Consider the following 25,575-nt stretch of genomic DNA (forward strand, 5'->3'; position numbering starts at 1 on the left):
GGAAACAATGAAAACAAATCGATTTCAAGGCTTTAAGACTCTTTTGGTTTTGCCTTTGAGCCTCTTCGCCCTTTTATTTATATCGGGTTGCGACAGTCAACTCGACATCGTTCCCAAAGGACAGTCTACACTTTCCACGGTGGATGATTTGGAGATGCTTCTCAATAATAATCTCTCAATAGGGGTAGCTTACACCGATCTCGGCATCGTATGTAACGAAACGCTGGGGCAATCAATCAATGTGCCTACCGAGCTGTCGCAAACCAATACGTTAAACTATGCCATGCTGGCATGGGACGAAGCGGTAGACCGAGCAAGTTTGTCCCTCACCGACGACCGCTACAACAACGGCTATAAGTTTATCAATTACATGAACACCCTTATCGAAAAAATGTCCGATGCTTCAGGAAGCGACTCCAAGAAGAAGGCTCTTATAGCCGAGGCTCATGTAATGAGGGCTTATCTGCATTGGTTGCTCGTCAACATCTATGCAAAACAATACGATGAGGCCACAGCGCAAACCGATGGAGGTATAGCTTACGTGACAGACCTTAACCTTACTGACACCAAGCAGAAGCAGACGGTGGCAAAGGTGTATGAGAATATCCTAGCCGACTGTAGCGACGAATACATTGATGCTCTGCCCCTGCAAAACAACGATGTGCTGCGTGCCGACCAAGCATGGGGCAATGCCGTTCGTGCCAAGGTGCTGATGCAGATGAAGCGTTATGCCGATGCGTTGCCTTATGCTCGAAAGGCGGTAGAGTTGCGTCCCGAAATAGAAGACCGTTCGTCAGTGCTTACCAATCTTGATTATTTCAACCAACGCCAAAACACCAATAATTTGTTGTATTCCGGAATTATATTCTTTACCTGCACTATCTCGCCTGAAACCGTGGCACTCTTTGAAAAAGGCGACTATGTGAAAGATTATGCTTTTGCCAACGGGCAAACGTCTATGGGTGGAGGAGATGATGACGGTGACGACTACGACGACGATGAGGACTACGACGACGATGAAGAAGTATACAACGCAAAGTGCGAAGCCATTGTTGCAAAGGTAAAAGCCTTCAATCTTATGGCTATGGATGAAGAAATGGGCGATGGCAACGATGAAGAAGACGAGTACATGCCTCTCAATGCTGCTAACCCGAGTTGGAGTTCTCTTTATGGTATGATGCTTTCGGGAGTCATAGGCTCAGAAATGTATTTCAGCATGAATAGCTATGTCAACAGTTATGGCATCACCACCGATCGTATGTATTACACGCTGGCCGAATGTTTGATTCGTACCCGTTCGATTGAAGAGGGGATGGCGCAAATCAATCAAGTGCGAACCTATCGCATTCACCCCGACTATTACACCCCTCTTTCGGCTACTACCGAAGCGGAGGCAATGGAGACGCTGCGCAATGCCAAATGGATAGAATGTATAGGAACCTACGAAAACTTTTTTGACAGCAAGCGTTGGAACACGGAAGAGGCTTACAAACGCACTCTTAACCGGACCATTATGGATATGACAGGTGAGGTGAAAACTTTCTCACTTGCTCCGGATAGTAAATTATGGGTGTTCCCCTTCCCGCAAAACGCTGTCAGACTAAATCCAACTTTAACTCAAAATTATTAATATGAAAACTTTCCCGCGTTTAGCATTATTGCTCTGCATGGCATTTGCCTCTACAATGGCTCATGCTCAACTTCTTACAATCTCCGTGTCTGATACGACCGGATTGTCTAATGGTATGATTTTAGCACCAGGTGGCGATTTTCAACCACTGACTTTTGTAAATAAAAAATTGTCTTATGATCGTGATAAGCTGAAGCCTTTTACCACCGTTTCCATCCTATCGCCTAGTGGCTTTATGTTTAGTGCTGTGGTAGAACCGGGACAGACTCTACAGATGAAATTGTCAAAGAAAGGCGATCTCTGGAAAGCCGATTACAAAGGTAAAAACAGGGATGCCTGTGTTTTTCAAAACGAGTTTGGGCGCATGAGTGCCCGCGGATGGGAAAACATTGAATTCGATGAATATGGCGAAGAGGTCCTGACCTTTAAAAAATCGTTTGACTTTGACACGGAGTCGGCCCGTGTAGACAAGCAATATGCGCTCTGCAAGAAATTGGCTGCTAAGATTCAGCCGGTCGAATTGAGTCAGGAATATCTGAAAAAGGTGGAGGCAACTCTTCTTTCAAGTCGATTTGCGATGGCGAATGCACGGGAGCAAATGGCTGGGCGTGATCCCATGAAAAGTGCTTCCGTACAAGCTATTTTAAAGCAAGTCAATCCCAATAGCGAAGACGAGAATGAACGTGGCTTGACTGTTCCTTTCCTTAAATCAAAACTGTCAACTACAAAAGAAGACCTTGACCAAACGGCTTATGGCATTGAGTTTGCACAGACGATAGATAAATATGTGAGTAATGAGAAGATACGGCACATTCTATTCAACGAATTGGCTTCGTCTATGTTCAACACGGATGGCAGTAAGCATACTCTCGATATAGATAAGTTCTGGAGTGTCTATACAAAGCTGGCCGATCAAGAATTGATAACCTATTATCAGGATGCAATTGATTCGCATCATGCCACCACAAGCGGGGCCATTTGTCCTGATGAGAGCTTTGTGGATTTGCAGGGTAACAAACACTTGCTTTCTGAATTTTTCAACAAAGGCAAGTATCTCTTTATTGATATATGGGCCACGTGGTGTATCCCCTGCTGTGCTGAGATTCCTTTTGTAGAAAAGCATGTTCAGCATTACAAAGACAATGATAAGATTCAGTTTATCTCGATAAGCATCGACCACAATCATGAGGCGTGGAAAAAGAAACTCAAAAAAGACAATCCACAGTGGCAGCAGTTCATTTCCTCAAACAAAGAAGAAATAAACAAACTGATGAAAGATTGGGGTATCATGGGCATTCCTCGTTTTGTGATTATCAGTCCGGATGGAACTATCAATCAGGCATCCGCCTTTCGTCCAAGCGACGATAAATTCTATGAGTTATTGGATGCCATTATTCATTAAGTCCACATCAGAAGCCTCTTTTGCGTGATTAGAATGCCCAAGAGGCTTCTGATGTGAAAATGCTAAACCAAGGATCGTTGTATATAGGATTGATGAAAGTCTAAGGATGATGGTGAGGCATACCTCCTGACTTTATCCATTTGTTCCTCCGTTTTCTTACAAATCATCTCCTTTAGTCCGTCAGTTCAAGAAGCGTTTTGATGGTTCGATTGTAATCAGTCCGAAATATAGCCTTGTCATGGGGCAGCCTGTTTCCGGTAAATCTATTTATACGGCATCCATTCGGGGCTTCGTCAGTTGAATGTTGAAGAATCAGGTTCGCCCTTTCACCTTGTCCGCAACCTGTTGATTATGATAGAGATATGGGTGAATGCGAATGCGAAAAGAGCGTTCTTTCAGCTTTCGCCCCTTTCACCTGTTTCTCCATCTTTATCGCCTTCGGATTTAGGATGATGAGCAAGCCTGTATGGTCAGCTTGATGGATATATGGTTGACGTGATGTGTATTAATGCCTATCACGTCAACCATTAATACTCGCCCGCCCAACTATTAATACTTGTCATCTCGACTATTAATGGCTGTCGTCTCAACAATTAATACTTGTCGTCTCAGCAATTAATGCCTGTCCGCCCAACAATTAATGCCTAATTAGTTAACAATTAGTATTCGCTGCGGCATGCAAAGCCATAATCATGCTTCTTGTCACAAAATCATTAGCTTTACGATACCCAAAGCATGGCTTTATGATATCCAAATCATCGCTTATTCCTTTGTTGAAAAAATTGCGGGTGAAGGAGGACTTGTCAGAAAAATGAGAATGATGAGAAAAATGGGAAAGATGAGAATTAGACTGAGGTCGTAGACTGAAGCGTAGGAATGTGTATTTGGTCGAAATAGAAGAAATAGGGAAATGAGGTGAAGGCGTTGAAGGGATTAAATGTAAGCGTCTCCGCGATTCTATCTTGTCGCCCTTTTTTCATTCTTATATTTTTGCTATGTATAAAAATGAAGCATTATGGATTTAGCAGAAAATCGATTTGGAAAAACTTGGAAACATTTCCTTGAAGTATTGAAAGTAGACTACAATTGTTCTTTAGCCGATGTTTGCCGCGATCAGCATACCACTTTTGGTGGTATGAGTTCCTGGATGTCCAGACGGGGCTATAGCGTTAAACAAGCCAAGGCAGATGTGGTCCGTGATTATTATGGCGGCGTTGAACCCTCCCAACCGACAACTTCCTCTCCTTCATTCACTCAAATAGCACCCGCCATGTTGCCGGAAGAAGAGTTTAGTCTTGCCGGGATCACAATCACCTTTAACAGTGGAACCACCATTTCGGTCAAACGGGCCACACCCAGTGGTGTTATTAAAATGTTGCGCGATTACGAAAGAAAGGAGGGAGATCCATGTATTCTCTAACATCAGCCAATCGCTACTATCTGTACCAGGGCTTTGTTCGTATGAACCTTGGCATTGACGGTTTATTCAAAATTATACGATCGGAAATGAAGGACTTGTCTCCCGTTTCTGGAGATATCTTTTTATTCTTTGGTAAAAACCGACAAAGTGTAAAAATACTGCGTTGGGATGGCGATGGCTTTCTTCTGTACTACAAGCGCCTCGAAGGTGGAAGTTTTGAGTTACCGACATTTAACCCCAATACAGGTAATTACGAGATTTCTTATCAGGTTTTGTCTTTTATCTTAAATGGAGTGTCATTAAAGTCTGTACGGTTGAGAAAACGTTTTAGGATCTAATACAAAATTCTGACTATTAGTTATTTGTGCTAAAGATATCATCCGGTTTATTTGGCTAATTTGTTGATTTTTTATATCTTTATGCCATGAAAAAGGATGAGATCATAGAGTTATTGAAGGAACAAATCAAGGGATTACGAAATGACAACAACAGACTCTTGGACCAAATAGATGCTTTGATAAAGGAGGTTTCTTCCCTTAAAGAGGCACTCCTTCAAAAAGGCGAATCTCTTAGCAAGCAACAGCGCCTTACTAAGGGACTCGCCAAACTTGTATCCAACACATCCGAACAGCAACAGGCTCCCCAATCTGCCATATCCGAAGAAGAGCGGCAGAAGATAGAAGCGGAAAAAGCAGATAAGCGTAAAGCAAGAAAGAACAATGGGGCCAAACGTGACATGCATTATGAGATGGAGGAAGAAGAACATGTCGTTTATCCCGATGATCCCGATTTTGACATCAATAAGGCCCGGTTGTTTACCACTGTTCCCAGAATATGCGTCCGCTATGAATGTGTACCCATGCGCTTCATCAAACATGTCTACAAGATACACACCTATACGCAAGAAGGTCGCCTGTTTGAGGGAAAAACACCGGCTTCGGCCTTCTTGAATTCCAGTTATGACGGTTCATTTATTGCCGGATTGATGGAATTACGTTATATACAATCGCTACCTGTTGAAAGAATCATCAACTACTTCGAGGGGCATGGCTTTACGCTGAAGAAACCTACGGCTCATAAGTTGATAGAAAAAGCCTCAAGCCTCTTCGAAAATCTTTATAAGTGCATCCGGCAGACAGCTTTGAGTGATCCTTATAAGGCAGCCGATGAAACCTATTACAAAATACTCGTCCCGGAAAAGAACAGCAAGGGAAAAAGAGTCAGGAAGGGATACCTTTGGGTGGTTGTCGGCATAAACACCAGGATGATATACTTGCTCTATGATGACGGCTCCCGGTCTGAAAGAGTTATTCTTAACGAATTAGGCAGTTGCAAAGGTATCATACAAAGCGATGGTTACTCACCTTACCGGAAGCTCGAAAGCGATGCTTATCCCAATATCACACGCATCCCGTGCTTGCAACATATAAAACGGAAATTTATAGATTGCGGTGAGAAGGACCCGGATGCAAAAAGGATCGTGGAGCTGATAAACGCACTTTATCAAAACGAGCATAAGCATAAAGTTGGGGTTGAGGGATGGACGGTAGAACAGAATCTTATGCATCGAAAAAAGTATGCGCCGGACATACTCGGAGAAACAAAAGATGTGCTTGATGAAATAGAAGAACGGGGGGATTTGTTACCTAAGAGCGAACTGCAGGAAGCCATTACCTATCTTCGCAATGAGTGGAATGCAGTGGTGGACATCTTTAATTATGGTGACACTTATCTGGACAACAATATGGTTGAACGGATGAACCGGTACATATCCTTATCAAGAAAAAACTCATTGTTCTTCGGCAGCCATAAGGGGGCCGAACGAGGCGCCATACTCTATACGATAGCACTCACTTGTAGGATGCATAAAGTGAATCTATTTGAGTATCTCACGGATGTGATAAACAGAACAGCCGAATGGCAACCGAACACACCAATTGAGAAATACAGGGAACTGCTTCCTGACAGATGGGAAAAGGCTAATGACTAAAAAGGGATCATTAGCCTTTTTATTTTAATACACTATATAGAATCGCGGAGACGCTTACGATTAAATCGCCCTTTCACAAGTCATCCTTCACCCGTATCCTCCTTATTCACAACAAGATGCTCCACCTGTGAAAGCGGTGAACCCCGTATTGGAAGAACGGCAGAGGAAACCCCAGAATCCCAGTTATCCCAAGTCTCCCCGCATGTAGAATAAAGCCTGACTGCCGTCGCCCGCTGCCGGCCTCTTTCAAAAAACGCACCAATCAACCAATCAATCAACCAACACCGATCCATCCATCCATCCATCAACCAATCCATCCATCCTATTCCCCGTTCCTCGCTCGGCCTTCCTGATGTAATCCCGTTCACGCTCCCGCGTGTGATATAATAATGTGTCTTTCTCCTATTGTTTCCGCCCCCAATCCACTCATGATAAAAAACATGTTCTGCAACATCGTTCTGCATCAGCACTTTAGCGAATTCCTTCAAAAAAACTCAGAAAAAATAGTTTGATATATTTGGAGTGTATACGAAAAGGGCGTACTTTTGCACCCGCTTTCCAAGAGAAGAAAGCCTTGACAAATTGACTTAGTGAAAAGCGGAATCCCACTTAAAGAAAAGAACAAAAAACTTCCGAAAAAGTTTGGATTATAATAAATAAAGTTCTTATCTTTGCAGTCCGATTCGCAAAGAAAAACGGCAAGAGTTATTCTTTCATACATTCTTTCCCTTTCGCATAGAGAGCCAGAGAAACCGAGTAAAAAGAAAAACTAAAAAAAAACTTCCGAAAAAGTTTGGTAGTTAAAAATAAAGCCCTTACCTTTGCACCCGCTTTTAAAACGAAAGCAACAAGTTCTTTGAAATATTGATAAACAATACAAGTAGTACAAGTAAAAAAAATAGAACCGTCAATACTTGTCTTATGCAGTAGTGATACACTTAAGACTGATAGGTATTTGAATAAGGTCAATAAATTTACGGCGTCCTGAACAGAGCAAAAAAGTCATCTTAACCGATGATAAAAAATACTTTTACAATGAAGAGTTTGATCCTGGCTCAGGATGAACGCTAGCTACAGGCTTAACACATGCAAGTCGAGGGGCAGCATTTTTCTAGCAATAGAAGAGATGGCGACCGGCGCACGGGTGAGTAACACGTATCCAACCTGCCGATAACTCCGGGATAGCCTTTCGAAAGAAAGATTAATACCGGATAGTATACGAATATCGCATGATATTTTTATTAAAGAATTTCGGTTATCGATGGGGATGCGTTCCATTAGTTTGTTGGCGGGGTAACGGCCCACCAAGACTACGATGGATAGGGGTTCTGAGAGGAAGGTCCCCCACATTGGAACTGAGACACGGTCCAAACTCCTACGGGAGGCAGCAGTGAGGAATATTGGTCAATGGGCGAGAGCCTGAACCAGCCAAGTAGCGTGAAGGATGAAGGCTCTATGGGTCGTAAACTTCTTTTATATGGGAATAAAGTTTTCCACGTGTGGAATTTTGTATGTACCATATGAATAAGGATCGGCTAACTCCGTGCCAGCAGCCGCGGTAATACGGAGGATCCGAGCGTTATCCGGATTTATTGGGTTTAAAGGGAGCGTAGGTGGATTGTTAAGTCAGTTGTGAAAGTTTGCGGCTCAACCGTAAAATTGCAGTTGAAACTGGCAGTCTTGAGTACAGTAGAGGTGGGCGGAATTCGTGGTGTAGCGGTGAAATGCTTAGATATCACGAAGAACTCCGATTGCGAAGGCAGCTCACTAGACTGTCACTGACACTGATGCTCGAAAGTGTGGGTATCAAACAGGATTAGATACCCTGGTAGTCCACACAGTAAACGATGAATACTCGCTGTTTGCGATATACAGTAAGCGGCCAAGCGAAAGCATTAAGTATTCCACCTGGGGAGTACGCCGGCAACGGTGAAACTCAAAGGAATTGACGGGGGCCCGCACAAGCGGAGGAACATGTGGTTTAATTCGATGATACGCGAGGAACCTTACCCGGGCTTAAATTGCAAATGAATATTTTGGAAACAGAATAGCCGCAAGGCATTTGTGAAGGTGCTGCATGGTTGTCGTCAGCTCGTGCCGTGAGGTGTCGGCTTAAGTGCCATAACGAGCGCAACCCTTATCTTTAGTTACTAACAGGTGATGCTGAGGACTCTAGAGAGACTGCCGTCGTAAGATGTGAGGAAGGTGGGGATGACGTCAAATCAGCACGGCCCTTACGTCCGGGGCTACACACGTGTTACAATGGGGGGTACAGAAGGCAGCTACACGGCGACGTGATGCTAATCCCAAAAACCTCTCTCAGTTCGGATCGAAGTCTGCAACCCGACTTCGTGAAGCTGGATTCGCTAGTAATCGCGCATCAGCCATGGCGCGGTGAATACGTTCCCGGGCCTTGTACACACCGCCCGTCAAGCCATGAAAGCCGGGGGTACCTGAAGTACGTAACCGCAAGGAGCGTCCTAGGGTAAAACTGGTAATTGGGGCTAAGTCGTAACAAGGTAGCCGTACCGGAAGGTGCGGCTGGAACACCTCCTTTCTGGAGCGATGTCGTAACTGTCACAAACGTGACAGCCACTTATAGACTTTAAAGGTTCTGTTTTTTGTACTACTGGTACTTGTTTATTTATAACATATAGATCAACCATCTATAGAAGTATAGATAGAGATAAACAAGAGAAAAAAGAAGCCGAGTCTAACATACAGGTAGACAAGGTTGAACTAGTCCTATAGCTCAGTTGGTTAGAGCGCTACACTGATAATGTAGAGGTCGGCAGTTCAACTCTGCCTGGGACTACCAAGCTCAAGAACGAAGGAATGACGCGTCAGCGGAATGAAGCAATTCTTGATAACCTCTTGGGGGATTAGCTCAGCTGGCTAGAGCATCTGCCTTGCACGCAGAGGGTCAACGGTTCGAATCCGTTATTCTCCACCATCTCTGAAAAGAGAAACGATCTTTGACATGATGTACAAAAAGTAAAATTTTAGTAAGAGCTAAAAGTATATATCAAACCGTACGTGTTCGAGTATGCAATATTGATAAAAGGAAGCAATTCCCATACCAATACCAGTATAAGAATAAAACGTTTGAAAGAAAGTAAGCAAGGGCGCATGGCGGATGCCTTGGCTCTCGGAGGCGATGAAGGACGTGATAAGCTGCGATAAGCTTCGGGAAGGTGCAAATAACCTTTGATCCGAAGATTTCCGAATGGGACAACCCGTCATTCTGAAGGAATGACATCTTGCATAGCAAGAGGCTAACACAGGGAACTGAAACATCTTAGTACCTGTAGGAAAAGAAAATAATAATGATTCCCCTAGTAGTGGCGAGCGAACGGGGATTAGCCCAAACCAATGTTGTTACGGCAATATTGGGGTTGTAGGACCACGATATCGCAAGAACTTTAGTGAGAAGAACCCTTTGGAAAATGGGACCATAGACGGTGATAGTCCGGTATTCGAAGCTAAACGAAGCGTAGTGGTATCCTGAGTAGCGCGGGACACGAGGAATCTTGCGTGAATCTGCCGGGACCATCCGGTAAGGCTAAATACTCCCGAGAGACCGATAGCGAACCAGTACTGTGAAGGAAAGGTGAAAAGCACTTCGAATAGAAGAGTGAAATAGTCCCTGAAACCGTGCGCCTACAAGCGGTCGGAGCAACTTCGGTTGTGACGGCGTGCCTTTTGCATAATGAACCTACGAGTTACTTTTTCCGGCAAGGTTAAGTGTCTCAAGACATGAAGCCGAAGCGAAAGCGAGTCTGAACAGGGCGATTAGTCGGAAGGAGTAGACGCGAAACCAAGTGATCTACCCTTGGTCAGGTTGAAGGTTAGGTAACACTAACTGGAGGACCGAACCGATAAGCGTTGAAAAGCTTCCGGATGAACTGAGGGTGGGGGTGAAAGGCTAATCAAACTTGGAGATAGCTCGTACTCCCCGAAATGCATTTAGGTGCAGCCTTGGGAATTACTACTGTGAGGTAGAGCGACTGATAAGATGCGAGGGCTTCACCGCCTATCAAGTCTTGATAAACTCCGAATGCGCAGTAGTTCGATCCCAGGAGTGAGGGCATGGGTGCTAAGGTCCATGTCCTAAAGGAGAAGAATCCAGACCATCAGCTAAGGTCCCGAAATAATTGCTAAGTTGAACTAACGAAGTCAGATTGCTAAGACAGCTAGGATGTTGGCTTGGAAGCAGCCATTCATTTAAAGAGTGCGTAACAGCTCACTAGTCGAGGAGTTTGGCGTGGATAATAATCGGGCATCAAGCAATTTACCGAAGCTATGGGATCCGTAAGGATCGGTAGGGGAGCATTCCACTCTGCGTCGAAGGTGAAGCGTGAGCTTTGCTGGAGCGTGTGGAAAAGCAAATGTAGGTATAAGTAACGATAAAGGGGGTGAGAAACCCCCTCGCCGAAAGACTAAGGTTTCCTGATCAACGCTAATCGGATCAGGGTTAGTCGGGTCCTAAGGCTCAGCCGAACGGTGAGGCCGATGGCAGAACAGGTTAATATTCCTGTACTACCTTAAAGAGTGACGTGGAGACGGAGGAGTGACAGCGCCGCGGACTGACGGAATAGTCCGTTGAAGGGTGTAGATGTTGATTATCCCAGGCAAATCCAGGATAAGAGTCGAACCTGATAGTATACCAAATTCTTCGGAATAAGGTAATAGTGCGTGTAAGCATACTCCCAAGAAAATCCGCTAAACTTAATCTTTAAGGTACCCGTACCGCAAACGGACACACGTAGTCGGGTTGAATATACTAAGGCGCTTGAGTGATTCACGGTTAAGGAACTAGGCAAATTGACCCTGTAACTTCGGGATAAAGGGTCCCAACGAGAGTTGGGCGCAGAGAATAGGTCCAGGCAACTGTTTAACAAAAACACAGGGCTGTGCCAAATTGAAAGATTACGTATACAGCCTGACACCTGCCCGGTGCTGGAAGGTTAAGAGGAGATGTCATCGCAAGAGAAGCATTGAATTGAAGCCCCAGTAAACGGCGGCCGTAACTATAACGGTCCTAAGGTAGCGAAATTCCTTGTCGGGTAAGTTCCGACCTGCACGAATGGTGTAATGATCTGGACACTGTCTCAACCGTGAGCTCAGTGAAATTGTAGTATCGGTGAAGATGCCGATTACCCGCGATGGGACGAAAAGACCCCGTGAACCTTTACTATAGCTTAACATTGAATTTGGGTAATTGATGTGTAGGATAGGCCGGAGACTTTGAAGCAGGTACGCCAGTATTTGTGGAGTCGCTGTTGAAATACGGCCCTTTGATTATTTGAGTTCTAACTCGTAGATACGAGGACACTGTTTGGTGGGTAGTTTGACTGGGGTGGTCGCCTCCAAAAGTGTAACGGAGGCTTCTAAAGGTGCCCTCAGGACGATTGGTAACCGTCCGTAGAGTGTAATGGCATAAGGGCGCTTGACTGGGAGACAGACAAGTCGATCAGGTAGGAAACTAGAGCATAGTGATCCGGTGTTTCCGTATGGAAGGGACATCGCTCAAAGGATAAAAGGTACTCCGGGGATAACAGGCTGATCCCTCCCAAGAGCTCATATCGACGGAGGGGTTTGGCACCTCGATGTCGGCTCGTCACATCCTGGGGCTGGAGAAGGTCCCAAGGGTTGGGCTGTTCGCCCATTAAAGTGGCACGCGAGCTGGGTTCAGAACGTCGTGAGACAGTTCGGTCTCTATCTATCGTGGGCGTATGAAATTTGCGTGGCTCTGACACTAGTACGAGAGGACCGTGTTGGACTGACCGCTGGTTTACCAGTTGTGCCGCCAGGTGCATTGCTGGGTATCTAAGTCGGGATTGGATAAGTGCTGAAAGCATCTAAGTACGAAGCCAGCCACAAGATTAGATTTCTTAGGGTCGTCAAAGACGATGACGTTGATAGGATGCAGGTGTAAAGGTGGTAACATCAAAGCCGAGCATTACTAATTGCCCGTTCACTTTCTTTCGAACATGTACCGGTTGGGTATATACGTTTAGCTTTCTAGACACTGAAATTTTACTTTTCATCATGTCATAACCTTATTCAGGTGGTTATAGCACGAGGGTTCCACCTCTTCCCATTCCGAACAGAGAAGTTAAGCCTCGTCACGCCGATGGTACTGCGTAACAGTGGGAGAGTAGGTAGCCGCCGTTTTTAAGAAAAGTCCCCTTCAGTAGAAATATTGGAGGGGATTTTTAATTTCTTAAAACTCTGGATATTCAGAGGAAATGTTTTTTTAACATATTAAGTCGCAAACTCATCGAACAAAACATATTGTAGCTTGTTTTTATAAAAGAGTTAAACTTAAATGTTTAAATGATGTGAACGACGATAAACATATACAATTAATTGCTACATTTGTGGCCGAATCTATTGTAATTGATTAAACAACTAAAAATACAATGAAACTTTCCCCGAAATTCATATTAGCTTTTCTTCTGCTGATGCTATCTTTTAGCGTAAGCGGAAATGCTATGAATTTCTCTACTTGTATTTTTAGTGACTCACCTTGTCAATTATCAGAATTATCTTCTGACAGCAATCAACGCTCTTCTGTGGATGGGCAGTCTGTTAGCTATGATAGCGTCCGTTCTTTGTCTGTTTCTGACGTAGAATTAGGACTTAAACTCGTAACAGAATCAAACTCTAATAATTATCGTCTGCGTAGAATCATTGAAATCAATGACTCCTTGAAAGACGTTATGCAAAAGTTTCTCGTGTTAAGAGAAAACTCTTTAGTATTGGATCAAAGTAAATCATTTTATTCCGATAAGGATCCACATTACTCCATTACGTGTAGCGACTACTACGTGTTCGCTTTAAGACGCATCCTTATTTAGTCTTTTCTCCATTTTTATTCGTTTTTTTTCGTACTCTGTATGAAACCGTGTGACTTTACCTATTAAAAGTTGCAGGGTCTGTAGCGCAGTGTGTCTAATTGAAAAATTTACTTCCTAAATAACTAAAATTAATTTCTTAACAAAAAAACTTATTATGGAAACTACTAAAAAAACTCAAGTTGTAGGTATAAAGAATGCCGGTATCGTAATCATCTGCTGTTTAGTAATAGCTGTATGTATCTTTCAATTCTTATTAGGTAACCCGTCCAACTTTATGAACAATGACCCTAACAATCACCCGTTGAACATGTTGGGTACTATTTACAAAGGTGGTATCATCGTACCTATTATCCAGACATTGTTGTTAACCGTACTTGCTTTGAGCATCGAGCGTTATTTTGCTCTTCGTTCTGCTTTCGGTAAAGGTTCATTGTCTAAGTTTGTAGCTAACATCAAAGACGCTTTAGCTGCAGGTGACATGAAGAAAGCACAGGAAATCTGTGACAAACAACGTGGTTCTGTTGCTAACGTAGTAACTTCTACTTTGCGTAAGTATGAAGAAATGGAAAAGAACACAGCTCTTCCTAAAGAACAGAAGCTGTTGGCTATCCAGAAAGAACTTGAAGAAGCTACTGCTTTGGAAATGCCTATGATGCAACAAAATCTTCCGATCATCGCTACTATCACTACTTTGGGTACATTGATGGGATTGCTTGGTACTGTAATCGGTATGATCCGTTCATTTGCTGCTTTGTCTGCTGGTGGTGGTGCTGACTCTATGGCTTTGTCACAAGGTATCTCTGAAGCTTTGATTAATACTGCTTTCGGTATCTTGACTGGTGCATTGGCTGTTATTTCTTACAACTATTACACTAACAAAATCGATAAATTGACTTACGGACTCGACGAAGTCGGATTCTCTATCGTGCAAACTTTTGCTGCTACTCACTAATTCTGCGAACCCTTATAAAATCTATTATTAATCATGGGTAGAGCGCAAATTAAAAAGAAAAGTACGTTCATAGATATGACAGCTATGAGTGACGTTACTGTATTGCTTCTGACTTTCTTTATGTTGACTTCAACATTTGTGAAGAAAGAACCAGTACAAGTTACCACTCCGGCTTCCGTATCGGAAATCAAGATTCCGGAGACGAATGTACTCCAGATTCTGGTTGATCCGGAAGGAAAAATATTTATGAGCCTCGACAAGCAGCAGGATATGCAGGCTGTATTGGAGAGCATGGGTGAAGAGTATGGCATTAAGTTTACTCCGGAACAGGAGAAGAGATTTATCTTGTCTTCTACTTTTGGAGTACCTATCAGAAGTATGCAGAAATATCTTGATCTCCCGGAAGATCAACGGGATAAGATCCTAAAGAATGAAGGTATTCCATGCGATAGTGTTGACAATCAGTTTAAATCGTGGGTACGTAATGCACGTGCCGCTAACGCTGATCTACGTATTGCTATCAAGGCAGACGCTACAACTCCATACTCAGTGATAAAGAACGTTATGAACTCACTTCAGGATTTGCGGGAAAATCGGTACAATCTGATTACTTCTCTCAAGGCAGAATCTGAAAATTAAAAAGGAGGAAATACAATGAGTGCTGAAGTACAAGAGAGCGGCGGAAAAAGAGGAAAGAGCAAGCAAAAGAAAATGACTGTCCGGGTGGACTTTACACCGATGGTGGACATGAACATGTTGCTGATTACTTTCTTTATGCTTTGTACCACACTGAGCAAACCTCAGACGATGGAGATAAGCATGCCGAGTAATGACAAAGATATAACTGAAAACCAAAAGAGTATGGTGAAGGCTTCACAAGCAATTACGTTATTGCTGGGAGCTGATAACAAACTCTATTATTACGAGGGAGAACCTAACTATAAGGATTATACCTCGTTGAAAGAAACTAGCTACGGTGCAGATGGACTGCGTGCCGTACTTCTTCAGAAGAATGCTGTTGCTGTCAATAAAGTAAGAGAATTGAAGCAGCAAAAACTTGATCTTAAGATCACGGATGACGAATTTAAGAAGCAGGTTTCCGAGATAAAGAGCGGAAAGGATACACCGACCGTAATTATCAAGGCTACGGATGATGCTTCTTATATGAATCTGATTGACGCGCTAGACGAAATGCAGATATGTAATATTGGTAAATATGTGATAACAGACATTGCAGAAGCTGATGAATTCTTGATGAAGAATTACGATGCGAAAGGTGAATTGTCACAGAACTTAGCCGATAATTGATGTAACACCTAAAAAAGAAAAGTAAAATGGCAAAATTAGATTTAGCTTCTTCGGAATGGTGTCAACTGATTTTTGAAGGCAAGAACCAAGCATACGGCGCATATAGGATGCGTGCCAATTCAACAAAACGACATAATGTCGCTATGTTGATTGTAGTGGTCATAGCAGCGGTTGGATTTAGTATCCCTACACTGCTTAAGTTGGCAACTCCGGAGCAGAAAGAAGTGATGACAGAAGTAACTACTCTGTCAAAATTGGAAGAACCTGAAATCAAACAGGAAGAGATGAAACGCGTAGAACCGGTTGCACCTCCTCCCCCTGCATTGAAGAGTTCTATCAAGTTTACAGCTCCTGTCATCAAGAAAGATGAAGAAGTGCATGAAGATAATGAAATCAAGAGCCAGGAAGATTTGAATGCTACCAAAGTATCCATCTCTATTGCCGACGTAAAAGGTAATGACGAGGCTAATGGTAAAGATATCGCAGACCTTAAGCAGGTGGTAACACAGGCTGCACCGGAACCGGAAAAGGTTTTCGATATGGTAGAACAAATGCCGACTTTCCCTGGTGGACAGACTGAATTGATGGCTTACCTGGGTAAGAATATCAAATATCCGACTATTGCACAGGAGAATGGAACACAAGGTCGCGTTATTATACAGTTCGTTGTAGAACGTGATGGTTCTATTTCTGACGTACATGTGGCTCGTGGTGTAGACCCTTATCTGGATAAGGAAGCTGTTCGTGTGGTAAAAAGCATGCCGAAATGGCTCCCTGGTAAGCAGAATGGAAAAGCGGTACGTGTGAAGTTCACCGTTCCGGTAATGTTTAGATTACAATAAAAGATGATGAAGAGACAATTTAGGCTGATAGGACTCGTAGCGTTGGTGGTCTTGAGTGCTTGTAACTCAAAATCAAAAGGACCGACGGATACTTATTCTTCCGGTGTGGTATCTATCGCAGCGGATGAGAGTTTCGAACCTATCATACAAGAAGAGATAGAGGTGTTTGAGAGCCTGTACCCTTTGGCCGGGATTGTCCCTCGCTACACAACTGAAGTGGAAGCGATAAATTTACTTCTGAAAGACAGTGTCCGGTTGGCTATTACAACCCGGACACTGACTAAGGAAGAAATGAATTCATTCCACAGCCGTAAGTTTTTCCCTCGCGAGATAAAATTGGCTACGGACGGTCTGGCATTGATTGTGAATCGTGCTAATCCGGATTCTTTGTTGAGTGTACGTGATTTCCGCCGCATCCTTACCGGTGAGGTGAAAAACTGGAAAGAGGTTAATCCGAATTCCCGTTTGAAAGGGATTCAGGTGGTGTTCGATAATAAGAACTCCAGTACCGTACGTTTTGCAATGGACTCAATCTGTGGTGGAAAAGAGTTGGCTGAAGGTAACGTCAGTGCCTTGAAAACCAACCAGCAGGTGATAGATTATGTAGCGAATAATCCCGACGCTATGGGAGTTGTTGGAGTAAACTGGTTGGGGAACCGCAGTGATACAACCAATCTTTCTTTTCGCGAAGAGATCAGAGTGATGTCAGTGAGTGCAGAGGATGTGGCAACTCCTGCTAACAGTTATAAACCTTATCAGGCTTACCTGTTCTATGGTAACTATCCGTTGGCACGATCTATTTATGCATTGCTGAATGATCCTCGCAGTGGGCTGCCTTGGGGATTTGCTTCTTTTATGACATCCGATAAAGGGCAGAGGATTATATTAAAATCCGGACTTGTTCCGGCTACTCAGCCGGTGCGTATTGTCCACGTGAAAGACGAATAATAACTAAAATTAGAGACTATAATGAAAAGAGTACAAATGTTTTTAGCTGGAGCGTTTATAGCAGTAGGGTCGCTCTATGCGCAATCATCTGACGCCGAATGGCAGGCTGGGGTTGCGAAATTGAAAGAAACTATTCAGACGAATCCGGCACAGGCTGCTGAAGAAGCTGAACATCTGATTAAAGGAAAAAATAAGAAAAATGTGGAATTGTTGGTGGCTATTGGAGACGCATATCTGAATGCTGACAAGATTCCCGAAGCGCAGGAGTATGCAGCTCTTGCCAGAAAAGCGAATGGTAAATCGGCTCTTGCTTCTGTATTGGAAGGAAATATTGCCGTAAAACAGAAAAATGCGGGTCTTGCTTCTCAAAAGTATGAGGAGGCAATTTATTTCGATCCGAAATGTACGGAAGCTTATCTGAAATATGCAGATATTTATAAATCAGCCAATGCAAGTCTTGCCATTGAGAAGCTGAACCAATTGAAGGACCTGGAACCGTCCAACACAGCTGTAGATAAAAAATTAGCCGAAATTTACTATTTTAAAAATGATTTTAATAAGGCAGTAGAAGCTTATGCGAATTTTGCAATGGGACCTACTGCTACGGAAGAAGATTTGGTGAAGTATGCTTTTGCTTTATTTTTGAACCATGATTTTGATAAATCACTCGAAGTAGCTAATATGGGATTGCAAAAGAATGCCCGTCATGCTGCGTTCAATCGTTTGGCAATGTATAATTATACTGACCTGAAACGTTTTGATGAAGCGTTGAAGGCTGCCGATGTCTTCTTCAAGGAATGTGATAAAGCCGATTATTCGTATTTGGATTATATGTATTATGGACATCTGTTGGAGAGTCTGAAAAAATATGATGATGCAGTAGTACAATATGAGAAAGCGGTAAAGATGGATCCGACGAAGACGGATTTATTTAAAAATATCTCTTCTGCTTACGAACAGAAGAACGATTATAAAAAAGCAATCAGTGCTTACCAGAAATATTATGCATCTCTTGATAAGGAAAAACAGACTCCGGACTTACAGTTCCAGTTTGGTAGACTTTATTACGGTGCTGGTACGCAACCTGATTCATTAGCAATCACTGTTGAAGAACGTAAGCAGGCGTTAATGTCCGCCGATTCTACTTTCCATGCAATTGCGGAAGCAGCGCCGGACAGCTATTTGGGTAACTTCTGGAGAGCACGTGCCAATTCTGCACTTGACCCTGAAACAACTCAAGGACTTGCGAAACCTTTCTATGAGGAAGTGGCCGCTTTATTGGAAAGCAAAAACGATCCTCATTACAATTCAGCTTTGGTTGAATGCTACAGTTATCTTGGATATTACTATTTGTTAGCTATCGAAAATCCGGCATTGAAAGCTGAAGCAAAGGCTAACAAAGATAAATCCATAGAATACTGGAGTAAAATTCTGGCTATAGACCCCGCTAATGCTACTGCTAAAAGGGCATTGGATGGCATCAAATAGTGAATAATTTTAGTTGTTTGTCGTGACAGGAGGAGTGGAGAGTGATCTTAGCTCCTCCTTTTTTTGCACTTTTTTCTCCTTTTCTATTGGAATATTCAAAAGATTGTCTACATTTGTGGTGTACTATTACACTAATACACTAAAAGATCATTATTCATTAAACAAAGATACTATGATTACAGTAGAAAATCTTTCATTTACTTATCGTAAATCGAAGCGTGCGGTACTACGTGATTTTTCGCTTTCGTTTGAATCCGGCAGGGTATATGGACTGTTGGGAAAGAATGGTGCGGGAAAATCTACTCTTCTCTATCTGATGTCCGGGTTATTGACTCCTGAAAACGGTAAAGTGATGTTTCATGATACAGATGTGCGCCGTAGGTTACCGGTTACTTTACAGGATATGTTTTTAGTTCCCGAAGAGTTTGAATTGCCTTCAGTCTCTCTGGTCAGCTATGTGGAGTTGAACGGTCCTTTTTATCCCCGTTTCAGCAAGGAAGAGATGATTAAATATCTCCATTATTTTGAGATGGATATAGATATTGATCTTGGATCACTTTCTATGGGACAGAAAAAGAAAGTATTTATGAGCTTTGCGCTTGCTACAAACACTTCTCTTTTGTTGATGGACGAGCCGACTAACGGACTGGACATTCCCGGCAAAAGTCAGTTCCGTAAGTTTATAGCATCGGGTATGTCGGATGATAAGACGATTGTGATTTCCACGCATCAGGTTCGTGACATCGACAAAGTGCTCGATCATGTGTTGATTATGGATGACAGCCGTGTGTTGCTGGATGAATCGACAAGTAGTATTTGTGACAAACTTTTCTTTGTGGAAAGTGATGATCGGGAATTGGCCAAAAGTGCACTTTTTGCAATTCCTACTATTCAGGGTAACTACCTGATCCTTCCTAATGAAAAGCAGGACGAGTCGGAACTAAACCTGGAACTTCTTTTTAATGCTACACTGGCTACTCCTGAAGAGATAGCCCGATTGTTTCACACTCAAAAATAAAAGACGATGATAAAAGATACTTTTTTCAGTTTGCCTCGTTTTATGAATCTTTGCCGTAAGGAGATGGTGGAGAATTGGAAATCGAATGTGCTTCGTATGGTGTTGATGTATGGAGTGATGGCAGTGGTAATGGTTTGGAATGGATATTTTAGGTATAGAGGTACTTATAATTATCAGGAAGATCCGGCGTGGATATTTCTTCTTGTCACTTTTATCTGGGCTCTGTGGGGATTCGGCTGTTTGAGTGCTTCGTTTACAATGGAAAAGATGAAAACGAAAACGAGCCGTACTTCCATGTTAATGATTCCGGCAACTCCTTTTGAGAAGTTTTTCTCCAGATGGTTTGTATTTACAGTTGTGTATCTGGTTGTTTTCCTGATATGTTATAAGTTGGCGGATTATACGCGTTTTACTATTTATTCTTTGGCTTATCCGGAGAAGGATTTTATTGCTCCTGTCGACTTGTCGCATTTGGTTGGTGATGAAAAATATTATACTTTATGCAGGCGAGGCTTGGAATTTGGAGCGCTGATATCAGGTTATTTCTTTGTTCAATCCTTATTCGTACTGGGCAGTTCGATTTGGCCTAAAAATTCTTTCCTGAAAACATTTGCGTCGGGAACCATTATTGGTATGGTATATTTTGCTGTCGGTGCTTTGGTAAGCAAAGTGCTGTTGGAAAGCGGCAGGTATTATTCAGGAGGTGTGCTGGAGTCGAAAGAAACCACTCTGTGGATTGTAATTGTTGCCGGCATCTTTTTTGCGTTGGTGAATTGGGTACTGGCTTATTTCCGCTTTAAGGAGTCTGAAATTATTAATAGAATGTAATACCTTAGCCTATGAATTTTAAAGAAAGTAAAGCTATTTATTTACAGATTGCAGATAGAATCTGTGATGAGATATTGCTGGGGCAATATCCGGAAGAGGAGCGGATCCCTTCTGTCAGAGAGTATGCTGCCATTGTGGAGGTGAATGCTAATACGGTGATGCGTTCCTTTGACTATCTTCAGGTACAAAATGTTATTTATAATAAACGTGGCATAGGGTATTTTGTAGCTTCAGGAGCAAAAGAGCTGATTCATTCTCTCCGTAAGGATACCTTTCTGAAAGAAGAATTGGACTATTTCTTTCGTCAGTTGTATACGCTTGATATACCGATAAAAGAAATAGAGACAATGTATCATGAGTTTATAAAAAAGCAGAAATAGAATAAAGACGAAATATTATGAAACGTACTACTTATATATTTATAGGCCTTCTCGTTTCCGGATTGATTGTAATTGTGGCAACTATTATTTTCATATTTATGTCGGGGAAGCCTTACCAGGAAGATGGAGCCTTTTTGGGTAATGAACAGGTGAAAATGGATTTGAATGGCGTACATGTTATAAAGGTGTTTACCAGCCAGGATGGAGTATCTGAAGCGAGACGTGTGTTTATTAGCGGCGAAATGAAAATAGGATCTACTGCTGCTTCGTCAGGGAAAGAACAGGTTTCATATCCGAAAGGAGACTATTTGAATGTTACCCAAAAGAATGATACTTTGTTTATGAAGTTAGATCTTAATGTGAACAATATTCCGGAAAAGTATCGGGACAGAGATTATATCTTTGTGAGTGGTTTTGATGTGAGTTTGGCTGTGGATTCACTGACCGGTATAGTTACCGGTGAAGAAGGTTTGAAATTGAATCTGATAGGTATTGAAACAGATTCATTGTTTGTCCGTGGTAATCGTTATAACATATCATTGGATTCTTGCCGACTTGGTTCGTGTGATATTCAGGGAAATGGGCTGGACTTTCATGCAAAGGATAGTAAAATTGAAAACTTCTATCTGAATTTGGATGGTGTATGGAGATGGACATTTGAGAATACAGAAGTGGGGACGGAATATCTGAGTGGCAGCAATCAGCACTCTAATGATCTGCAGAAAGGAGAATGTAAGCGGGTGGTCTGGACACCTCTGACAGAAGATGCACGTTTGCAGGTGAATGTAAGAGAGAAAGCGGAAATTACGATAACACCGGAATAAACAGGAATAGGTATGAAGAGATAAAATATGATACGAATTACTAGACAGTATCTAAACTAAAAAGGAGCAATAATGGATTTTAAAATGCCTGAGGCATATTTATTCCGTTATTACTCCTTTTAATATATGAGGTTATATAGTCAAATTACAGCGCTTTCTTCAGAGTGAAGCAGTCGATGTCCGGTGCCCAGTTATAACTATTACCCATGCGAATAGTGTTGTATCCGGCTTTTAATTCAACGGGAACTGTGATTTGGTTATGACCATTATCCTCTCCCAGAGAGTCGATTTTGGTAATGATACCGTTTACGTCCAGTTCTATTTGTCGTCCTTTGCCATATAAATAATGGATGGTCATATCATAGCGTCCGCCATTTTCGCTATATACTTCCCGCCATTCGGCATAGTTTTCAGGTTGTCCGCCAAGGAAACCTACTTTCATTTTGCCGGAGGCTTCCTTATCATGGGCATAAATAATACCTTTAGGATTTTTGCCAAGGTCATTGAAAAGAGGTAGGTAAGCCCATTCCGCTTCGTAGAGGGTCGGTTCCAGACGTGTTTCGCCTTCTATGCGGAGGAACATGGCACTGTGTGCAGGAAGCGTTTGTTCGAAGGTACCGGAGAAGTTTCCTAAATCGCTATGTTTTACCAGATCACGTACTTTTACGTTTCCTCCAAATTCCAGTGAAGAGAACGGCACGGAAAAACTACAGATGGTATCGGAAGGATTGTAAAGAGCTACTGCACGTACATTCCCACGTTTCTGTTCAATATCTTTTACGAGTACATAACCTTCATTTTCATGTTGAGCTACATAAGCCTGTAAGCCCAGCGGATCTTGGTTGAGGGCGATCAGTTCTTTATTTGTCAGCAGTTCGAGCGAAGAATCCGGCATGTTTTCCAGATTGCATCCGATAAGCAAAGGAGAGCTCATGATACACCACAAACCGAAATGAGCTTCTTCTTCTGTCGGAGTAAGACCTTGTCCACCTACTTTACTGTCGTTGCGGAATCCGATGACCATCATATCCATGTCATTATAATGTCCGTTTCCGGCATAAGCCGACAGGTAGAGATTCTTTCCGACTACATATCTTAATGATCCCCAATGTGCATTAATATCTCCACTGATACGCCAGGAAGTTGCTGCATCTTTAGCCCAAGTGCCCGGGAAGGCCCATCGGCAAATATTGATGGAAACATCTTTGTTTACTTTGTCTATACTGTTCCGGATGGAAGTGTAGCGTTCCTTTTCATTAAGTCCCAGCGCATCTCCTCCGCAGTAATCAATTTTGATAAAGTCGAAACCCCAGTCGCCAAAGTATAATTGGGCGTCTTGCGGTTCGTGTCCATAGATACCAGCTCCTACGCCTGCTGCATCATTGTCCCACATGGAGCCACATGTACTGTTGCCCGCATCGGTATAGAGACCGGCTTTCATTCCCAGGCCGTGAACGTAATCCGCAATCGGTTTCATCCCATTCGGGAAACGTTGTTCGTGGGTATGCATAATTCCGTTGTCATCGCGCTTTCCGAAATAGCCGTCATCAACATTGACATAATGATATCCGGCATCTTTCAGACCTTTTTTTACCATCAGGTCGGCTTGATGCTTGATGATGTCTTCGCTGATGTCTACGCGAAATGCATTCCATGAACTCCATCCCATGATGGGAGGATTGACTGTCTTTTCATTCTCGGAGAGGGTAGTTTGAGTCTTTGTACAACTGATGCACATAAAAGAAGCTACTGCTACTGTAAAGAGATAAATTCTGTTTTTCATGATATAATGGGTTAGTGTTTTTTGTATAGCCGTCCCGATTTCGTCCCGGTAACTAAATAAAGATAAAGGGTAACTTGTTGTACTCCAGAAAGTTACCCTTTGCTTTGTCGGAATGAGGCGACTCGAACGCCCGACCCCTACGTCCCGAACGTAGTGCGCTACCAACTGCGCTACATTCCGATTGCTTAAGAAGTGGTGCCACCAGGAATCGAACCGGGGACACAAGGATTTTCAGTCCTTTGCTCTACCAACTGAGCTATGGCACCTTTCTCGTTTGCGGGTGCAAAGATAAGTATATTTTTTAATACCGCAATAACTTAAAGGGAAATTTTTACCAATTTCTGACTCGTGGAAATATAAATGCATTTTTGTTAGAATAAATATGTAGATAAACAGCTATTTATGCGACATATTTTATAAATTTACGCACTGAAACGATCAAAACAATATAAACACTCTATTACTATGTCATCACTGGCGATTATTGTTATAATAGTTTTGTTAGCTGCCTTCATCTATATGTGGGCAAAGTGCCACTCACTCCAGAAAGAGGTGCATTCGAAGGAAAACAAAGAGAATGAACTTAAAAAGTTGGCTCTGGTTTTGCAGAACATCAATGCTTACTTCTTATTGATTGACAAGGATTTTGTGGTTTGTGACACCAATTATTATTCTTTAAACCGTTTTCCGATTCAGGTAGGTGGAGTTACCAAAAGAGTCGGGGATTTGCTGCATTGTAGAAATGCGATTGCAGCCGGTGAATGTGGTCAGCATGAACAATGCAAACTATGTTGTATCCGTGCGTCTATCGGAAAAGCTTTTTACAAGAAAGCAAGTTTTAAAAATCTGGAAGCTTCCATGAAGTTATTAAGTGAGGATGAAACGAAAGTGACTCCTTGCGATGTATCGGTATCGGGTACTTATTTGAATATTCATGGTGAAGATTATATGGTGTTGACTGTTTATGATGTGACGGAGCTGAAAAATGCGCAAAGGCTGCTGTCTATTGAAAGAGAACATTCCATTTCTGCTGATAAATTGAAATCTGCCTTTATTGCTAATATGAGTCACGAGGTACGTACACCGCTAAATGCAATTGTCGGATTTTCCGGTTTGATGGTATCGGCTTCCAGTGAAGAGGAACGAAAAATGTATGCTGATGTTATTGCAGAGAATAATGAACGCTTGTTGCGCCTGGTGAATGATATTTTCGATCTTTCTCAAATAGAATCGGGAACAGTAGATTTTGTTTATACGGAGTTTGATGCCAATGATTTACTAAGAGAGTTGGAGGGAATTTTTAAGACGAAATTGAATAACTCGTCGGTGGAATTGGTTTGTGAGGCACACATACAACCTATAATGATGTATTCGGAACGGGAACGTATCATTCAGGTATTGTCTAACCTGTTACATAATGCAATGAAATTCACCGAATCGGGTGAAATTCGTTTGGGTTGCAGCCTGAAAGGAACGGAAGAGGTTTGCTTTGTTGTGTCCGATACAGGCATTGGCATACCGAAAGAGGAACAGAAAAAAATATTCTCACGTTTCATAAAACTTGATCGTGAAATGCAGGGGACAGGACTTGGACTGACTCTTTCGCAAACGATCATCCAAAATCTGGGTGGAAATCTTGAACTTGATTCGGAAATTAACCGGGGATCTACTTTCAGCTTTGTGTTGCCACGGGTGATAAAACCGGAACTAATAAAGTCACAGGCAATAAAGTAATCTCCAATCGCTAGGTATTGTATCTATTAAATGATGATTGGCATACTTCTAAATAAGAGGGCCTGCAAAAATCTCTAAAATAAATTACCCTCACTACAACCGTGAAGTGCATCCCAAAGGTTTTATAACCGACTAAAGGGGAGCACTTCACTGTAGTGAGGGTAA

General features: G+C 42.5%; 19 protein-coding genes, 4 tRNA genes and 3 rRNA genes. 22 read left to right on the forward strand and 4 right to left on the reverse strand.

What is annotated here, in order from left to right:
- Positions 1 to 7 precede the first annotated feature (7 nt).
- The 5 genes from CJF29_RS02510 to tnpC all read left to right on the forward strand — a co-directional run bounded on the left by CJF29_RS02510 (position 8) and on the right by tnpC (position 6,442).
- Positions 8 to 1,630 (forward strand): RagB/SusD family nutrient uptake outer membrane protein, encoded by a 1,623-nt coding sequence (locus CJF29_RS02510; protein ID WP_099147619.1) that lies wholly within the window; start codon positions 8 to 10, stop codon positions 1,628 to 1,630.
- Position 1,631: 1 nt separating this feature from the next.
- Positions 1,632 to 3,032 (forward strand): TlpA family protein disulfide reductase, encoded by a 1,401-nt coding sequence (locus CJF29_RS02515; protein ID WP_099147618.1) that lies wholly within the window; start codon positions 1,632 to 1,634, stop codon positions 3,030 to 3,032.
- 1,015 nt (positions 3,033 to 4,047) lie between these two features.
- Positions 4,048 to 4,452 carry a hypothetical protein gene (locus CJF29_RS02520; RefSeq protein ID WP_122138311.1) on the forward strand — a complete coding sequence of 135 codons (405 nt, stop codon included), beginning with the start codon at positions 4,048 to 4,050 and terminating at the stop codon, positions 4,450 to 4,452.
- Complete coding sequence (gene tnpB / locus CJF29_RS02525) at positions 4,440 to 4,790, forward strand: IS66 family insertion sequence element accessory protein TnpB (RefSeq protein WP_004296723.1); 351 nt, start codon at positions 4,440 to 4,442, stop codon at positions 4,788 to 4,790. Before CJF29_RS02520 ends, tnpB begins: the two co-directional genes overlap by 13 nt.
- A gap of 86 nt (positions 4,791 to 4,876) precedes the next feature.
- A complete protein-coding gene (gene tnpC, locus CJF29_RS02530; protein ID WP_413544520.1) occupies positions 4,877 to 6,442 on the forward strand; it encodes an IS66 family transposase in 1,566 nt (521 codons plus the stop codon).
- 80 nt (positions 6,443 to 6,522) lie between these two features.
- Here the strand turns inward: tnpC and CJF29_RS02535 are convergent, their stop codons facing one another.
- Positions 6,523 to 6,930, reverse strand: a complete 408-nt coding sequence (locus tag CJF29_RS02535) for a hypothetical protein (RefSeq protein ID WP_099147675.1) — start codon at positions 6,928 to 6,930, stop codon at positions 6,523 to 6,525.
- Positions 6,931 to 7,474: 544 nt separating this feature from the next.
- On the opposite strand from CJF29_RS02535, the gene CJF29_RS02540 reads away from it, so the two are divergent.
- The 16 genes from CJF29_RS02540 to CJF29_RS02615 all read left to right on the forward strand — a co-directional run bounded on the left by CJF29_RS02540 (position 7,475) and on the right by CJF29_RS02615 (position 21,893).
- Positions 7,475 to 8,999: ribosomal RNA gene (locus tag CJF29_RS02540) — 16S ribosomal RNA — on the forward strand.
- Between the two features lie 184 nt (positions 9,000 to 9,183).
- Positions 9,184 to 9,260, forward strand: a tRNA-Ile gene (locus CJF29_RS02545).
- Positions 9,261 to 9,318: 58 nt separating this feature from the next.
- Positions 9,319 to 9,395 (forward strand) — tRNA-Ala (locus CJF29_RS02550).
- A gap of 156 nt (positions 9,396 to 9,551) precedes the next feature.
- Positions 9,552 to 12,431, forward strand: a 23S ribosomal RNA gene (locus CJF29_RS02555).
- A gap of 77 nt (positions 12,432 to 12,508) precedes the next feature.
- Positions 12,509 to 12,619 (forward strand): 5S ribosomal RNA (gene rrf, locus CJF29_RS02560).
- Together the 16S, 23S and 5S rRNA genes with 2 tRNA genes alongside form the textbook arrangement of a ribosomal RNA operon.
- 248 nt (positions 12,620 to 12,867) lie before the next feature.
- A complete protein-coding gene (locus CJF29_RS02565; protein WP_004327118.1) occupies positions 12,868 to 13,305 on the forward strand; it encodes a hypothetical protein in 438 nt (145 codons plus the stop codon).
- 154 nt (positions 13,306 to 13,459) lie between these two features.
- Positions 13,460 to 14,257: a MotA/TolQ/ExbB proton channel family protein gene (locus CJF29_RS02570; protein WP_004311923.1), complete on the forward strand. Its 798-nt coding sequence runs from the start codon at positions 13,460 to 13,462 to the stop codon at positions 14,255 to 14,257.
- A gap of 33 nt (positions 14,258 to 14,290) precedes the next feature.
- On the forward strand, positions 14,291 to 14,896 hold the full coding sequence (locus CJF29_RS02575) for an ExbD/TolR family protein (RefSeq protein WP_004311924.1): 606 nt from the start codon (positions 14,291 to 14,293) through the stop codon (positions 14,894 to 14,896).
- A gap of 15 nt (positions 14,897 to 14,911) precedes the next feature.
- Positions 14,912 to 15,565, forward strand: a complete 654-nt coding sequence (locus CJF29_RS02580) for an ExbD/TolR family protein (protein ID WP_004327119.1) — start codon at positions 14,912 to 14,914, stop codon at positions 15,563 to 15,565.
- A 26-nt stretch (positions 15,566 to 15,591) separates the two neighbouring features.
- Positions 15,592 to 16,407, forward strand: coding sequence for an energy transducer TonB (locus tag CJF29_RS02585; RefSeq protein ID WP_004311925.1), 816 nt, complete (start codon positions 15,592 to 15,594; stop codon positions 16,405 to 16,407).
- Positions 16,408 to 16,410: 3 nt separating this feature from the next.
- Positions 16,411 to 17,355, forward strand: coding sequence for a PstS family phosphate ABC transporter substrate-binding protein (locus CJF29_RS02590; RefSeq protein ID WP_099147533.1), 945 nt, complete (start codon positions 16,411 to 16,413; stop codon positions 17,353 to 17,355).
- Positions 17,356 to 17,376: 21 nt separating this feature from the next.
- Positions 17,377 to 18,843, forward strand: a complete 1,467-nt coding sequence (locus tag CJF29_RS02595; RefSeq protein WP_032849915.1) for a tetratricopeptide repeat protein — start codon at positions 17,377 to 17,379, stop codon at positions 18,841 to 18,843.
- Between the two features lie 172 nt (positions 18,844 to 19,015).
- Positions 19,016 to 19,861, forward strand: a complete 846-nt coding sequence (locus CJF29_RS02600; protein ID WP_074559528.1) for an ATP-binding cassette domain-containing protein — start codon at positions 19,016 to 19,018, stop codon at positions 19,859 to 19,861.
- Positions 19,862 to 19,867: 6 nt separating this feature from the next.
- Positions 19,868 to 20,689 (forward strand): hypothetical protein, encoded by an 822-nt coding sequence (locus tag CJF29_RS02605; RefSeq protein ID WP_032844180.1) that lies wholly within the window; start codon positions 19,868 to 19,870, stop codon positions 20,687 to 20,689.
- An 11-nt stretch (positions 20,690 to 20,700) separates the two neighbouring features.
- A complete protein-coding gene (locus tag CJF29_RS02610) occupies positions 20,701 to 21,069 on the forward strand; it encodes a GntR family transcriptional regulator (RefSeq protein ID WP_032844181.1) in 369 nt (122 codons plus the stop codon).
- A 17-nt stretch (positions 21,070 to 21,086) separates the two neighbouring features.
- On the forward strand, positions 21,087 to 21,893 hold the full coding sequence (locus CJF29_RS02615) for a hypothetical protein (protein WP_032844182.1): 807 nt from the start codon (positions 21,087 to 21,089) through the stop codon (positions 21,891 to 21,893).
- A 145-nt stretch (positions 21,894 to 22,038) separates the two neighbouring features.
- Here the strand turns inward: CJF29_RS02615 and CJF29_RS02620 are convergent, their stop codons facing one another.
- From CJF29_RS02620 to CJF29_RS02630, 3 genes are all read right to left on the reverse strand, one after another.
- Entirely contained in the window at positions 22,039 to 23,676 is a 1,638-nt protein-coding gene (locus CJF29_RS02620; RefSeq protein WP_009000231.1) for an alpha-galactosidase D, read from the reverse strand.
- Between the two features lie 107 nt (positions 23,677 to 23,783).
- Positions 23,784 to 23,856 (reverse strand) — tRNA-Pro (locus tag CJF29_RS02625).
- A gap of 13 nt (positions 23,857 to 23,869) precedes the next feature.
- Positions 23,870 to 23,942 (reverse strand) — tRNA-Phe (locus tag CJF29_RS02630).
- A 199-nt stretch (positions 23,943 to 24,141) separates the two neighbouring features.
- Here CJF29_RS02630 and CJF29_RS02635 point away from each other — a divergent pair.
- Positions 24,142 to 25,410: a sensor histidine kinase gene (locus tag CJF29_RS02635; protein WP_008649757.1), complete on the forward strand. Its 1,269-nt coding sequence runs from the start codon at positions 24,142 to 24,144 to the stop codon at positions 25,408 to 25,410.
- Positions 25,411 to 25,575: the final 165 nt, after the last annotated feature.

Origin of the sequence: Bacteroides celer (assembly GCF_002632415.2) — a bacterium.
Taxonomy (GTDB): Bacteria; Bacteroidota; Bacteroidia; order Bacteroidales; family Bacteroidaceae; genus Bacteroides.